The organism is Pseudoalteromonas sp. 1181_04 (assembly GCF_052850545.1).
Genome location: NZ_VXCS01000001.1, coordinates 116,875 through 131,816, shown reverse-complemented (window position 1 = coordinate 131,816; position 14,942 = coordinate 116,875). Strand labels below are relative to the sequence as shown.

11 protein-coding genes and 1 pseudogene are annotated in these 14,942 nt (G+C 39.5%); 6 read left to right on the top strand and 6 right to left on the bottom strand.

The window, feature by feature from the left end; genetic code table 11:
• Positions 1-46: 46 nt before the first annotated feature.
• Together FW757_RS00630 and FW757_RS00625 are read right to left on the bottom strand one after the other, a co-directional pair.
• Positions 47-2,149, bottom strand: a complete 2,103-nt coding sequence (locus tag FW757_RS00630; RefSeq protein ID WP_145237480.1) for a flotillin family protein — start codon at positions 2,147-2,149, stop codon at positions 47-49.
• A gap of 62 nt (positions 2,150-2,211) precedes the next feature.
• Entirely contained in the window at positions 2,212-2,835 is a 624-nt protein-coding gene (locus FW757_RS00625) for a YqiJ family protein (RefSeq protein ID WP_257325469.1), read from the bottom strand.
• Between the two features lie 278 nt (positions 2,836-3,113).
• Here FW757_RS00625 and FW757_RS00620 point away from each other — a divergent pair, with 278 nt between their 5' ends.
• Positions 3,114-3,899, top strand: coding sequence for a putative porin (locus FW757_RS00620; RefSeq protein WP_446440735.1), 786 nt, complete (start codon positions 3,114-3,116; stop codon positions 3,897-3,899).
• A gap of 64 nt (positions 3,900-3,963) precedes the next feature.
• On the opposite strand, the gene FW757_RS00615 is transcribed toward FW757_RS00620, so the two are convergent.
• Together FW757_RS00615 and FW757_RS00610 are read right to left on the bottom strand one after the other, a co-directional pair.
• On the bottom strand, positions 3,964-5,454 hold the full coding sequence (locus FW757_RS00615) for a dipeptidase (RefSeq protein WP_446440734.1): 1,491 nt from the start codon (positions 5,452-5,454) through the stop codon (positions 3,964-3,966).
• A 144-nt stretch (positions 5,455-5,598) separates the two neighbouring features.
• Positions 5,599-6,828: pseudogene (locus tag FW757_RS00610) on the bottom strand (methyl-accepting chemotaxis protein); the annotation flags it as partial.
• Between the two features lie 461 nt (positions 6,829-7,289).
• Here FW757_RS00610 and FW757_RS00605 point away from each other — a divergent pair.
• The 4 genes from FW757_RS00605 to FW757_RS00590 all read left to right on the top strand — a co-directional run bounded on the left by FW757_RS00605 (position 7,290) and on the right by FW757_RS00590 (position 10,404).
• Positions 7,290-7,460, top strand: coding sequence for a DUF2986 domain-containing protein (locus tag FW757_RS00605; RefSeq protein ID WP_182783823.1), 171 nt, complete (start codon positions 7,290-7,292; stop codon positions 7,458-7,460).
• Positions 7,461-7,757: 297 nt separating this feature from the next.
• Entirely contained in the window at positions 7,758-9,158 is a 1,401-nt protein-coding gene (locus tag FW757_RS00600; RefSeq protein ID WP_446440733.1) for a pre-peptidase C-terminal domain-containing protein, read from the top strand.
• Positions 9,159-9,286: 128 nt separating this feature from the next.
• A complete protein-coding gene (locus FW757_RS00595; RefSeq protein ID WP_182758552.1) occupies positions 9,287-9,445 on the top strand; it encodes a hypothetical protein in 159 nt (52 codons plus the stop codon).
• A 143-nt stretch (positions 9,446-9,588) separates the two neighbouring features.
• The gene (locus FW757_RS00590; RefSeq protein WP_220497016.1) at positions 9,589-10,404 is read left to right on the top strand and encodes an AraC family transcriptional regulator; all 816 of its coding nucleotides are present in this window, start codon (positions 9,589-9,591) and stop codon (positions 10,402-10,404) included.
• A 64-nt stretch (positions 10,405-10,468) separates the two neighbouring features.
• Here the strand turns inward: FW757_RS00590 and FW757_RS00585 are convergent, their stop codons facing one another.
• Positions 10,469-11,437, bottom strand: coding sequence for a TDT family transporter (locus FW757_RS00585; protein ID WP_182761472.1), 969 nt, complete (start codon positions 11,435-11,437; stop codon positions 10,469-10,471).
• Between the two features lie 111 nt (positions 11,438-11,548).
• Here FW757_RS00585 and FW757_RS00580 point away from each other — a divergent pair, with 111 nt between their 5' ends.
• On the top strand, positions 11,549-12,427 hold the full coding sequence (locus tag FW757_RS00580; RefSeq protein ID WP_182717031.1) for a LysR family transcriptional regulator: 879 nt from the start codon (positions 11,549-11,551) through the stop codon (positions 12,425-12,427).
• A 42-nt stretch (positions 12,428-12,469) separates the two neighbouring features.
• On the opposite strand, the gene FW757_RS00575 is transcribed toward FW757_RS00580, so the two are convergent.
• Positions 12,470-14,620, bottom strand: a complete 2,151-nt coding sequence (locus FW757_RS00575) for a TonB-dependent receptor (RefSeq protein WP_404699089.1) — start codon at positions 14,618-14,620, stop codon at positions 12,470-12,472.
• Positions 14,621-14,942 lie beyond the last annotated feature (322 nt).

Genomic DNA, 14,942 nt, shown 5'->3' with positions numbered 1-14,942 from the left:
AATAGTTAAACTATTGCGGCTACAACGAGAGAACTTAGAAATTAAGCTAATCTTTTGGATCTAGTTTAATTTTCTCATCTAACCCACCACCTAAGTTACCGCCTAACATGCTTAGTAATTGGCTTTTTTCAGCCGCAGAGGTATTACTTAACTGCTTTAATAACTTACTCATGTTGAAGTTTTTAAGTGTTTCGGCTGAGCCATTCGCCCCAGCTAACACCCCTTTTAGGTCTTCAATTAAATTTCGATCACCATTTAAGTGATCTTTAAATACGGTTTGTACGGTTTTACTTTCATCAACTAAGCCATCAATTGATTTACCTAAACTGATTGCACTCATAAATTGATTAAAGAACTGACCATCGCCGCCCATAATATTGATATCAGCATTACCTAAGGCTTTCGCCATAATGTGTGCTTGATGCTCGGCAATATCTTTGCTGGCTGAAATTTTTGCCAATACGAGCTCTTTTTGTTGGTTAAGCTGCAGCGTAAAGCTTTCGTAATCGCGAGCATCTTGATCCATCGCATTCAAGGCTTGTAGCTTCTCTTCAAGGCCTTTTGCTTCGGCGCGCATCTTACGCTCTAGGTTAATCGCTTCCACTTCACCTTGTTTCTCATTCGCATCAGCCATGGCTGTTTGTACTTGCGCCTGAGATAAACCAATTTCACGGTTACCTTGTGCTTCAGCTTCAAGTTTTTGACGCATTACTTTAGCATCAGTTTCACCTTGAATTGCATTTGCTTCGGCCTTCGCTTTAATAACATCCGCTTCAGCAAGCCCTTTAGCAGCTGTTTCAACTTGTTGCGCATGCGCCAAAATCTTTTTCGACTCAGCTTGTTGATTAGCAATTCTAAGCTCTGCATTGGCCATTGTTTCAAGCTCACGAGCTTTATATTCTGCGGCTTGCTCTTGCGCTTTTGCAGCTTCGATATCTTTTACTAATGACTGTTCGGCTTCGGCTTTGGCACGAATGATCATCGCACTCTTCTCGCGCTCTGCACCTGCGAGTACTTTCACATCTTTAATGCGCTCTTCTTCTTCAGCCACTGATTTTTCAACAATCACGCGATCACGCACTACATCGGCAATTTCTTTACGTTCTACTTCCAGTGCTTTTTCTTTATTGATGCGCAGGATTTCGGTTTCTCTTTCACGTTCGATCACTTCAATTTCACGTGAACGAGCAACTTTCTCTTCTTCAATACCCAAAACGCGTAATCGGTTTTGTTCGGCAATATCAAGCTCACGTTGCTTATTTTGCTCGCTAATGCCAATCGCTTCTTCTGTTTGAATGCGGGCTTGCTCTGATTTTAAGCGCTCTTCTTGGCGTACTTTTTCAGCTTCGGCATATTCTCGGGCTTTCACGGTTTCAATTTCGCGCACTTGACGTGACATTGCATCTTGCTTTTGACGCTCAATTTCCAGTGACTTTTCGGTGGCTTCTTGATTTTGGATCTCAATTTTAGCGCGTTCATCACACTTCAATTGATTGGTAGATACATTTTGTACTGCTGTCATTTCAGTGATGCGGCGAATACCTTCGGCATCGAGAATATTTTGCGGATCGAGCTTATCAATTGACGTTTGTTCAAGGTAATCAATAGCAACATCTTCAAGTGAATAACCCGATAAATCTTGGCCAATCACTTCTTTAATATTATCGCGAAATTCATTTCGGTGAGTAAATAACTCAACAAAATCCATTCGCTTACCAACAGTTTTAAGTGCTTCTGAGAATTTCGCTTCAAACAATTCTTGCAATGTGGCGTGCTCTGATGCACGGGCGCAACCGACTTGCTTAGCAACGCGTAAAATATCTTCTTTGTTTTCGTTAACACGAATATAAAAAGTAATGGCGATATCGGCGCGAATATTATCTTTACAGATCAAACCGCCTTTATCTTTACGCTCAAGCACCATGCGCTTGGTTGAAATGTCCATCACTTCCATTTTATGGATCACAGGATAAACAATTCCGCCCGTAGTGGTGACATCGGGCTCGTTCTTCATTTTATTAATGATCAGTGCTTGGCCTTGCTCTACCTTGCGATAAAACTTGCCGATAATTAGCAAAATAGCAAAAATAACAGCGATTGCTATACCTACAAATGTCAATATAGGTATGAGATTATCTAAAAATTCCATGTTATGTCCTAACGTGATTATCGATTTATTATGTGTTACTTACCCCTAAATAAACTAGGGTATTACCAAGGTTTGGCGGTAATAATGTAACAGTGTTGCTCTTTGAGGTGTTCAAGCAACACCGCTGTGTCACCTGATGTAAATTGCTCGTCATTTTCAGCTCTAACTTCAAGTAACTGCTCAGTACCTTGAAATTTAACCCGTGCTTGGCCAAATGTATTTGTTACTTTGCCAGTAACAACAACACATTCTAAACCCAGTAAATCTGAACTTTGCGAGGTTTGTGCGCTGCTAAAAAAGCGCTGTAATGGCCGAGAAATAATGGCCGCAATTGGCATAGCAATCAGCAAACAAACGCCCAGCATTAGCACGCCAAAAATATAAAACCACATACCATCGCCTAACAGGTAGGCAAAAAACTTATGGGCATAGATGCTGATCAACCAGCTACTCATCACTACGAGACTAATAGATACAGTAATTGGTATGCCACCAAACCCCATGCTAAACCATGAACTCAAGCCTGAGCTTTGCGACGCATCGGCTTCAATTTCTAGATCTGATTCAAACATGTCAATATCAGCAAAGCCAATAAGGGTTATTAGCCAAAACAACATCACAACTAACAACAGGGCTGAAAAAATAACGGTGGGGAAAGTAAGCGCTAAGTTTAAAAATTCCATCATTACAACTATCCATTTATTTTAAACGCAGTAGGCGATAAAACTTTTTATCATTTAGTCGCGTAAATGTTAAGTGTTTTATGGAAAATCAACGTTGTTAATATAAAAAATTGTAAATGAACGACTACTTTGAAACGTTAACTTAGCTTAATTAACGACTTAAGGGCTAAATTAATAGTGGAGTAGAACTAGCAATCAACATTAATTGGCTATAACATTCGCGCTTTATTTTTGTACCCATAGCAACGAAACTATATTTAAATCGTCAAGAAAGGACACAAATGCGTTATTTTCTGCCTATTTCATTACTTGCGTTATCTTGCTCTGCCACTGTTAATGCGCAGCAGTCTGAAACTCGTCAATGGTTCAACTCAATTCAATACACAACCTTAGAAAATACAGGTTATGACTATGACACTATGTACTTATCGAGCCATTATTATTTTGCGCCGCAGCAAAACTCTGGCGTATGGGATGATTACGGCTACTTAGACACTGATTCAAATATCAAATTAGATTATTCCAATAATGATTTAGCCAACAGCTTTGGCGTATTTGGCGAAGGTTTTTACGGTAACTGGTTTGCAAATTTAGAATTTTCTGATTTGAGTGAAACAGATGATTACTCTGTAGGTGTTGGTTATTTATTTGCTGACGATCTAAAAGTAACTGTGCAAATGCAAGAGTTTGAAAATATCGACACGATCTATCGGTTTACAGCGCAATATAACTATCAACTTAATGATAGCGATTACCTAGGCCTTACAGCTGACACTGACGATGAATTAGAAATATGGAGCTTATCAACTCGCTATTTTGCACATCTTAATGCTGATAGTTATTTAGCTGTAGATGTTGCTTATCACTATAATAACTTTAATCCTTATATAACTAGCCTTGCAAATTATTATTTTAATCGCCATGTTGCGGTTGGTGCAGGTGTTGCTGATTCTAAATTATTACTTGAAGCTAAGTACTTCATTGATTGTCAATATTACTTCACTGCTAACTTTTTCGACAGAGCGGACGGTGAGGTATATAGCATTAAATTTGTCGCACAGTTTTAATAAGTAAAAAGTCAAAAACGCCGCTATTTAGCGGCGTTTTACTTTGTGTGTATGACAACCTAAGTTACATATTACCCAGCTTTATCATCATTGCTGTATACATTTTAAGGTTTAACTTAAGCTGCTCTAAGGTAATAAACTCATGCTCTGAGTGACCGGTGTAGCGCTTGCCTGGCATTGATGGCCCAAACGATACTGCATTATCAAATAACTTTGCATTGGTACCGCCACCAATAGATACAAATCCAGCCTCTTGATCACCGGTAAAATGTTTAAAAATATCTAACAATGCTTGTGCATGAGGTGCGCTGTCGAGCAACATTGGCGTGCCAATCACCACATCAACACCAGATAACTTTACGTTATTTCTCACTTGCCAATTACTCAGTGCGGTATCAATTTGCGTACGCAATACCGCTTCATCTTTACCCATTGGGCGACGTAAATTCACAGCGAGTGTGAGTTCATTACCATTACGTTCAATAAGCGTTGGTGCTACTGTCATAGGTCCCATAAAGTCATGTTTATAAGCAATATCACCAAACTGTTTGCCATGTATATCAAGACCAATTAGCTGATTAATAAACGCAATTACTTGGCCATCACTGTTATTCTCAAGCTCAACACCTTTAAAAACTTCTGCTAAGTAAGCAATGGCGTTAACCCCAGATTCTGGCTCTGATGAATGAGCAGACAACCCTTTTACGCTGATAACAACACTATCAGCTTGCTCGCTAAAGTTAAATTCCACAGCGTTAAGCGCACTCGCTGCATGTTTAAGTTTGCTGACTAACGCAGTATCGGCGTTATGTAACACCACACTCGCATCTTCTGGTATTTGGCTTTTAAAAGCGCCGCCAGTAAGTTCACTTACATACACTCCTGTTTGTGCTGAGGTAGCATTAAACGTTGGTGCAATTAAGCTCCAACCTTTTTCCGCGACAACCACCGGGTATGACGCATCAATAGTAACCGCATATTTAGGCTGCTGATAGCTTTTCATAAACTCTTCAAGCGGACCCCAATCAGATTCTTCAGCTAAGTAAATCATCAACTCAATACGATTATTAAGTGTGATCTGTTGATCTTTTATAGCTTTCATTGCATATAAAGCGGTTGCGATAGCACCTTTATCATCTTCTGTTCCACGCGCAATTAATTTACCTGGCTCTGAGGTACTATCTATTTCAAACGGGCTTTTTTTCCACTTACTTGCGTTGGCAGGTTGCACATCGCCATGGGTTACTATGGTTACTTTATCTGTTTGTTGACCCATACCAATTAAGACTATGTAACCTAAATCTTGGTAATCAAAACCAAGTTCAGCAGCTTTCATTTTTAACAAAGCTTTAAAGCCAATAAAGTCGGGATTATCAGGAGTATTGATGCCGTCTTTATTAACCGTCGGGAATGATACTAAATTAGCTAAGGTATGAATTTGCGCACTTTGGTAGGTATTTACAGCATAATCAGCAACGCTGTCATTAATCTTATTTAATTTTGCATGTGCGTTAAAGGCCAATAAAGCGATACTAGCTAAAGCTAATTTTTTCAAAACAAGTCCCATTCAATTAACAACTAAGAATCACAATTATAACGCTCTGGCTTAATAACGAACAATGCTTTGCGATAGACCGACAACTTATTATTAATAAAACATAGAGCAAAGCAGCTAGGTAAATAATAGGCTGTAAGAAACTTAAGGTTTCATCTGATCAACCATTTCAACAAAACGTTTAACCCCTTGCGTAATTTCACTTAACCCTTGAGATACTTCTAAAATACTTTCTTGCCCTTCGTTTGCAATACCAGCGACAGATCCTAATAGTTCATCCATTTGACTTATCAACGCTTGAGTTTGCTCAACGACACGGCCTATCTCTGCGGTCGATTCTGCGGTATTACTTGCAAGTGTGCGCACCTCATCAGCAACGACAGCAAAGCCACGTCCAGCTTCACCAGCTCGAGCAGCTTCAATTGCAGCATTAAGTGCAAGTAAGTTTGTTTGATCTGCAATAGATCGAATAGTAACCACAATATCAACTATACTTTTAGACTGTATTTTAAGCTCTTTCCCTGTTGCCGTTGCATTATTAACTCGTTCAGCAATGTTTTTTGATGTTTCAACAGCTAAGCCTAAAATATTTACTGCATTGGAAGTTACTTGACTGGTTTCCTCTGAAATAGTCGCAGCTTGATCAATCGTGTTAAATGCTAAGTTAACGCGCTCTGTTATGTCTGATGCAAACTTAATAACTTTATATACCTTACCGTTTTCATCAAAGATTGGATTGTAAGTTGCCTCAAGCCACAAAATGCGACCATCTTTGCTAAATCTCTTAAAACGACCTGAATTAAATCGTCCCTTACTAAGGCTCTGCCAAAACTCTGGATTTTTAAGATAAAACTCTTTATCACAAAATATTTTATGATGTTTTCCTTTTACTTCTTCAAGTGAATAATGAACGGTTGATAAAAAGTTTTCATTAGCATCTAAAATATTTCCTTGTGTATCAAACTCAATGACTGCTAACGATAGATCTAGCGCATTAAGAATTGCATCTTTGTTCTTCAACACATTATTTATAGTCGTGATGTCATTGGCAATTTTAATAACTTTACTTACGCTGCCATCATCTTCTACAACTGGAAAATAATTTGCTTCTAAATAAATAGGAACCTTAGTTTTTGTAAAACGTAAAAAAGTACCACCAAATGATTTACCCGCACTTAAATCTTGCCAGAAATGGCGATAGTCCTCAGAATTTACATAGTCTGAATCACAAAATATTTTATGATGTTGGCCAACAATCTCACTAAGCTTAAACCCCATTACATCTAAAAAATGTTTATTAGCATCAACAATGATGCCATCCACTGTAAAACTAATAAAAGCTATATTAGATTTAATTGCATTTAGCTCTTTTTGAGCCTGAGAGGTCATTGGGTCAGTTTGTTTATGTTTATCTAAAACAGCATTCTTTGACTTAAAAAACATCATTTTATCCTTTGACTGTATCATTCTTATTAGCTATTTAAATCATAGAATTAACAACACTACTCTTTAACAGCCACACTTTAATTGTGACTACCATTTAGTAACAAAAATCAATAATATCTAATAGTTGAGAATTTTAAAAAGAGCAAGATTAGTCATCAAATTAGTAAGGGGTATTACAGAAAACGCAGGAGATATAAACGATAATAGTATAGGGATAGTTGAGTTTCTAAAATAAATGAGCTATCAGTAAATCTTGTTACTTTTGAGCAACTAAATTTTTAATGTGTTAGAGCATTTAAAATGCCCACATAACAAACATTTTATAAATTTATTAGTCATATTTGCATACAACGAAGTATAATGCGCATCTTAAAATTATGGGGTCGATCATGAATCGCAGAAAGAAAATCGTTACAAAGTTTAATAACAAAGATAAGCGCGCAAATGCAAAATTACATAAAAGTAATAAGCCTGCTTATGTGTCTAAAGCTGAACGTGAAAGATTGGCACTACTCGCTCAAGAACAGCAAATAGACACTTTAAACGATGAAGCGAATTGATAAACCAATAAAAACATAAACTTGAGATTTAAGTAAAATAAAAGTTAATAAATAGTTGCAAATTACACACCTAACTGTAATGTTGAATATTCAGCAACAATGCTGAAACACACCAATAATCACTTAGGAGGCATAAATGAACAAATTATTTATTATCGCTCCTAGTGCTCCTCAAGAATGTTCTGTCAACTATCATTTAAGTGAATGGTTCGACGAATAAAAAAACCTGAATAATTTAAAAGCAATAATGCCTCGCAGTAGGAAGGCTTCTATGTAATTAAAATTCAGGTAACAATAATGAAAAGAAAACTCTCAATTCTTAATGGATCACTAGCCGCGTGCATGTTTTTTTCGTTTGCAAGCAATGCTTGCTTAACAAACGAAGTTGAATCAAACGACACTGAAAGCAATGCAAATACCCAACTTTGTAGTAATACCACCGTTGCAGGCTCGTTGAGCCGCAATGATACTGATTGGTTTAGCTTTGAAGTAACTCAAGTCGGGCCTATTGAGGTCAGCCTTGAGCACAACACTAACGATGATTTTGACTGGGCATTATACCAAGAAACAGGATCTGCTGTTGCCGAAGGGGCAACTAGCAATGTACCAGAAACAGGCAGTTATAGTGCACAATCAACGGGTACTTATTATGTAAAAGTAACGCGTTACTCCGGTACAGGTTGGTACGATTTAACGGTCAATTTTGGTGAAGGTAGTAACACCGGTGGCGGAAGTGACAGCGGTGATTGTGGCTATAGCTCTCGCCCTGCAAAGCCAAGTTCATTACAAGCATATTTACAAGGTGGCAGTGCTGATTCATGCAACACATTAACAGCTGATCAAGGTGCTGTATTACTTATGGGCGGTGGCAGCGATGTTGATCAAGCATTTAGTAATCGCGTTGCTAACCATGTTGGCAGCGGTGCCGATGTTGTTGTGCTTAGAACCTCAGGTACTGACGCCTACAACGATTATTTACTGAACTTAATGAATACCAACTCAGTAGAAACACTGATCATTGATACTCGCAACAAAGCGAATGATGACTATGTTGACTGGGCTATCCGCAGCGCCGAATTTGTATGGATTGCAGGCGGTGACCAATCAGATTATCTTAATCAATGGCAAGGTACAAAAGTACAAACCGCTGTGCAACACGTTTTTGATAAAGGCGGTGTCGTTGGCGGAACGTCTGCAGGCATGGCGTTAATGGCAAACAGCGTGTACGACCCAGATGGCGTTGCTGGCGCAGTATCAGATGAAGTAGTCACTGACTTTTGCCACGAAACACTTAACTTCAGCAGTCGATTTATTGATGTGCCTGTATTAAACAACAGCTTAACCGATACACACTTCCAAGAACGTGACAGAATGGGGCGTGCCATCGTGTCTTTAGGCCATCACAGCAATCAGTATTTTTCTATTGCAGCCAGTGAGGCAACCTCACTGTTCATCGATGCCTCTGGTACAGGTGTTGTTGACGGCAGCAATGAAGTTTACATCTTTAAAGAAACCGCTAATACGCAAAGAGTGACATTGCAATGTGGGAGCCCAGTAAACTATCAAAATATTAATAGAGTAAAGCTACTACCTGGTGATAATTACAATGTGGTTAGCCACGCTCATAATGGTATGCAACTAGACGTGAGCATTAATGGTAATAACAATAACTTCTACTCCCCTATCAATCCTTATTAATTCCCCCAGTTAAGAGCCCTTTGGGCTCTTTTTTATTTAAAAAGCAACTTGAGCAATTTCAATCAGGCAGGCATTCTCTTACTTTGTCACACTGACGCCACTTCTGAATAAAAGTATAACGAGTAACTATGAAAAACACGCACCTACAGCGCATCCATCATGTCTGTGGTTACGTATACCCAAACCACCTCAAGATGCAAGTTTCAGTTGGAATTAAAAGCGATTTAGGCAAGGCATTGATTGCAAGTAATAGTGGTTCTATTATTAAAATTAATAACGCAGTATAAATCGCTTTTAAACCAACCCGTTGGGCGTTTCACAGGCACATACTCTCATCGTTGTTACTTCTTAAAAGGGACTGCCATTCTTGCAAAGTAACGCCTTGATATTAAGCACCTGTGAAACGCTGAATTCTGCATCTTGAGGTGGCTTGGGTATAAACCATATTGATGAGCCACTTACATTAGATAGTTTAAGTGCCGTTGCCTATTGTTCTAAATTTCATTTTCATCGTTTATTTATCTCAATAATGGGGGTAAGCGTTACTAAGTACACGCAATTTGCTCGCTTAAAGCGCGCCTCTTATCGGCTTGCTTTTGAGCATCACAAACGCATTATTGATATTGCATTAGAGGCAAGTTTTGAAAGTCCTGAAGCTTTTAGTCGTGCTTTCAAACGTGTTTTTGCTCAATCCCCAACTCAATTCAGAAGCACACCAAACTGGCCACATTGGCATGCGCAGTTTGACTTTAAAATACCTGAATTAAAGGTTAGTAATATGAAAGTAGAAATTGTTCACTTTGCACCGCAAGCTGTTGCGTTGCTTACCCACAACGGTTCGGCCACTAAGCTTATGGAAACAGCCGCACAGTTTATTAAATGGCGAAAAGAGTCAGGCTTATCACCGGTAAAAACCAGTGATACTTATGGCATCCCTTATAGCGATCCTGCGGTGACTGACGACAACGATTTTCGCTTTGACTTCGCCGGCAGCGTCAAGCAACCAATTAGCGATAATCAATATGGCGTAAGAAATGGTGAGATCCCGGCAGGTCGCTGCGCTTTAGTCAAGCACTTTGGCAGTCATGACACTATCAGCGACACTGTTTATTATCTATATCGTCAATGGTTACCAAACAGCACTGAAGAAGTTAGAGATTTTCCGTGCTTCTTTCATTACTTAAATCTCATTCATGAAGTAGATGAGTGTGATTTAATAACTGATATTTACTTGCCGCTAAAATAATAATTAACCGCAGAGGCAAAATCTCATTATTGCCTCTTCGTTCTGTATTCATACTATTACAATTTCACACCTTCAAGCCGTTTAAAGCCAAGGAACTAAAATAATGCGTATAACGGATCGCTACATAGCCAACCACAGCGCTTGCTACTAGCAATTCAACTACCGCTAAATGATGTATTTGGTTTATAAACTGTACATCAACATTCATAGTTAGCATCCAATCCGCGAGTTTAAATAACGCCGTAGCACCAATGACCATGGGAAAGGTAAATGCAGCAAACCCAGGGCAAAACCTACGGCGTAGTAATTTAAAAAATGCCGTATAAATAATTAATGTCATTAGTATGGCAATACCAAATAACCCTCCAATTATCACTGGCGACGGCTGGGTCACTACAGTGAAATACCCCGCCAACGATAAGCTTGCCGGCGCCGCTAATATAGCTAATGTGGGCTGTGCAGCATCAGGAATTTGCTCAGCAAATATTATCCGGTAAATCATTAACGGCAACATAACTGCGTACATTAACATGCCAAAATAAAGTGCTGCTTGTGCTAAAAACAACAGTGCTGGGTTACCCGAGAACGCGACATCGGCAACAATAATACCCACCGGTGGTACAAACCAACTTGGCACCATGTGCTCAATTTTAAACTCACGAACACGATGAATAATAAAGCTCAATAAAAATCCCAAGTGCAATAAAAATGCGCCTACCCAAAGCACATCGCCAGCTACAGAGTTAACATGCCCTATCGAATTAGATACCACCAACGTTGCCATAGCAAAAGTAGGCACAACGCTACCTACAACAGGGTGCGCTAAATCGGCCTTTAATAAGTGTGGGTACAGTAAAAATTTTAAGCCAAGTATTAATAATAATGCGCTCGCAATTGCCGCCCCAGTGTATTGCGCTGCGCCATTTACATTAAACATATTTTCCCAAGCCCAACCAAGGCTGGCTATGCCTAATGCTAATCCACCCATTGGGGTAGGTGCGGTTATTACTTTGGCTTTTATATAATTAAACATGTTTATACTCCACACTCACTGTTTATCTTATAAAGAAGTTTAACCTTGCATTTTGTTTAGTTAAATCTAATTATATAGAACACATGTTCATAAAAATTAAACACCAAGCTCATGAATATTTCTCTTAAACAACTTAAAGTGTTTGTAGGTATTACTCAGCATGCAACACTTACCGCAGCCTCTGAGCGGCTTTACTTGTCTAAAGCGGCGGTGAGCATGGCGCTTAGCGAGCTTGAAAAGCAGTTAGGTCACCCACTGTTTGACCGAGTAAATCATCGCTTAATTTTAAATCAAGAAGGGCAAAAATTACTGCCCTTAGCCGATGAATTACTGCACAGAGCAAATGATATTAATACGCTTTTTTCGTCCCACGCAAAAGCCAGCGGCACCTTAAAAATAGGTGCCAGCGATACCATTGGTAATCATGTGTTACCCTCTATACTTAGTGGATTTCGCCAACAACAGCTGCATTATTCACAGCAAGTTTTTATTTCAAATTCTGAGCTTATTTGTCAAAAACTGCGCGATTTTGAACTCGACATTGCACTAATAGAGGGCCAAGCCCAGCAAAGCGACTTAGTCTCAACCGTGTTTAGTAAAGACACTATGTGTATTATTGCGCCGCTGTCCCACCCTTTAGCTAAAAAACCACAGCTTAGTTTTAATGACTTAGCAAACAGCGAATGGGTATTAAGGGAAGCCGGCTCTGGTTCACGCTCATTCTTTTTACAAAACCTCGCTACACATATCGATAATTGGAGCCAAAGTTTTGAGCTCAATACCACAGAGGCATTGATCAACAGCGTTGCTGAAGGGTTAGGGCTGGGATGTTTATCGTCACTCGCGGCACAATACGCTTTACAAGATGGCCGCGTTACAAAACTTAATTTAAACCACCCTATGCAAAGGCAATTTTGGTTAGTAATGCATAAAGACAAATATAAAAACCCGTTGCTAACGCAGTTTATAGATTTTTGTGATCAGCTATAATGTAGCCATGCTAAACATCATGGCTACATTTAGGTAGTTTACTTAAAATGCGTAGCTGATACCGGCATTAACCGAGCGACCTTGTCCTGCTAATTGGCTAAAGCCTTGGCTCATATCTGTTTTAAAATCAGCAATACTGACTCCGCCTAAAGGCTGCTGGTAGTATTCGTCAAGTAAATTAGTAATTGCCAACTTAACTGTTAGCTTATCCCATGTCGCCTTGGTTGCTAAATTCACTAAGCTATAGTTGGCTGATAGATTTTCAATACGACGCGGATCTACACGCGTTTTACTATCTACCCACTCCCAGCTTAATGAGTTTTGCCATTTACCGAGTTGTTGCTCAAGGGCTATTTTGCTGTGCAATGGCATTATTTGATATAACGGCTCATCACTGTCATCACGCTCGCCATGGGTGCTAGTAAGCGCGGCGGTTAAATCCCATGTGCCTGCATTTTTACTATCAACAACACGAATAATACCTTCAAGCTTAGTGCCATAAAGTGTGGCGTCTAAATTGGTAAATTGCAGGGTATTACGCACAGTTAATGCCTTATCTGTGCGGTTAGTACTGCCAACAACAGTAACATCAATATAATCATTTACTTGGGTATACCAAGCGTTAGCTGTTATTTGCCACTGACCACCTTTTGCCGATTTAGTGTAACTGGTGCTGATGGTATGCGCGGTTTCGGCTGCTAAGTCTGGGTTACCAATATAACCATTACCATCACCAAACCAACCAATCATACTGGTCGACATTGTGCTGACACCCCAGCTATAACGTTCATATAAATTAGGCGCACGATTTTTACGTGCTAAGCCAAATTGTAGTTCATCTTCATTCGTAATTTGGTAGCGTAACAATAGGCTGGCATCCACAAGCGTGTCACTGCGCGCGCGATCCATGGCATTAAACTCTTTTGCAGCATCTTTATTTGGATCTGCCATATTCATTGCTGGCATACTTCCCATACCTGACATTCCATTCATGCCATCACCCATGTCTGAATATGGCTGCACTTCACCGGTATCCGTTTGCACATATTCAATACGCGTACCAGCAGAGACCCACCACTTGTTATTTAGCTGCTTTTGCAGCTCAGCAAAACCGGTGTAGCGGTCACGTTCACCGTCATTAATATTTACATAGTCGTTAGGCCCCATCATCATTGAGCCTTCAATCGCAGGCCACCAATCATCAATGCGGTAACCATAGTATTCTTGGCCGAGCAGTAATACAGTGTCAGCATCAAAGTCTAAACGCCAATTAAGTTGATAACTGATATCTTGCGCGTCGGTATTCATCGGCATCATGCCGGTTTTTTCAGCGCTGAAAAAACCCATTTCGTGCTTTACATCATTAAAGTTTATTTGCGCTCGAAACTCACCACTTTCAAGCTGGCGTTTATACTGAGTGACTATGCCATAACTGGTGTTATCCGTCATATCCATATATTGATTAGCAAAGCCCTGAAAGGGTATTTTTTGATGCGTTAATTTAACCACTAGCTGTTGTTTTTCATCTCGCAGCGCTGCGGTTAATGCATGATTTTGCACGCGATATAGAGTATCTAATACTAAATCACCATTACCATCGTCATAACTATCAGCGTCTTCAAAGGCACCTTGATAATTTAAACTAAAGCTGTCACTGGCAAGTCGTGCGCCAACACCAACCGCTTGCGCATTATTTACACTGCGATACTGCGCCGACACATAACCTGAATGCCACACTAACATATCACTCTCACCATATTGCGGAGCAATGGTGTTTACTACAATAACGCCGGCAATGTTATCGCCACCAGCGCTTACTGGCGAAATACCTGCAATCACTTGATAAGACGATAGCTGATTAGCCGAAATATAAGATAATGGTGGGTTCATCTGATTGCCACAGGCCGCAGTAATATCTGCGCCATCGACCAGTACTTTAACTCTATCGCCCATCATGCCATTTAATATAGGTAAACTAGAAATGCCACCTGCCGCAGAGAAATCCACCCCCAACTCAGTTAAAAGCTGTTCAGCAGAACCTAAATTTGCATGGCTGTTAACGTTTTGGCCCTGTACTTCAATCACTTCAATTGAATCATCAGCCAGTACATAAGGAGAGACTAAACTCGCAATGCAAAGTGCTAACGGAGAAAGTGCATAACGTGAATTGATAGGTGGATTGTGGTTGCTCATTTTATTCTTTAATTACAGCAGGTTTAAGATAAGCAAAGTATATAACTTGACGACAACACTGAACACGCGACAAATTGTCGCACCCCAAGCTCTGACTCGATGTTTATTGTTCTTATTTTAAACACGCTAATAACTTTTAAAAGGCTGTTAGAACACTAAAAACATAAAATAGCCACAACCACTGAAAATTTATTTTTCATCAGCATGCCGCTTAATAACCAAGGTGAATATATCAAGTCATTGAAAATTAGAACGTTCCTATTCAGCCAAAAACACTGCAATCTAAAATCGTATTTTCTGCTCTAAATACACTGTTTTTAGT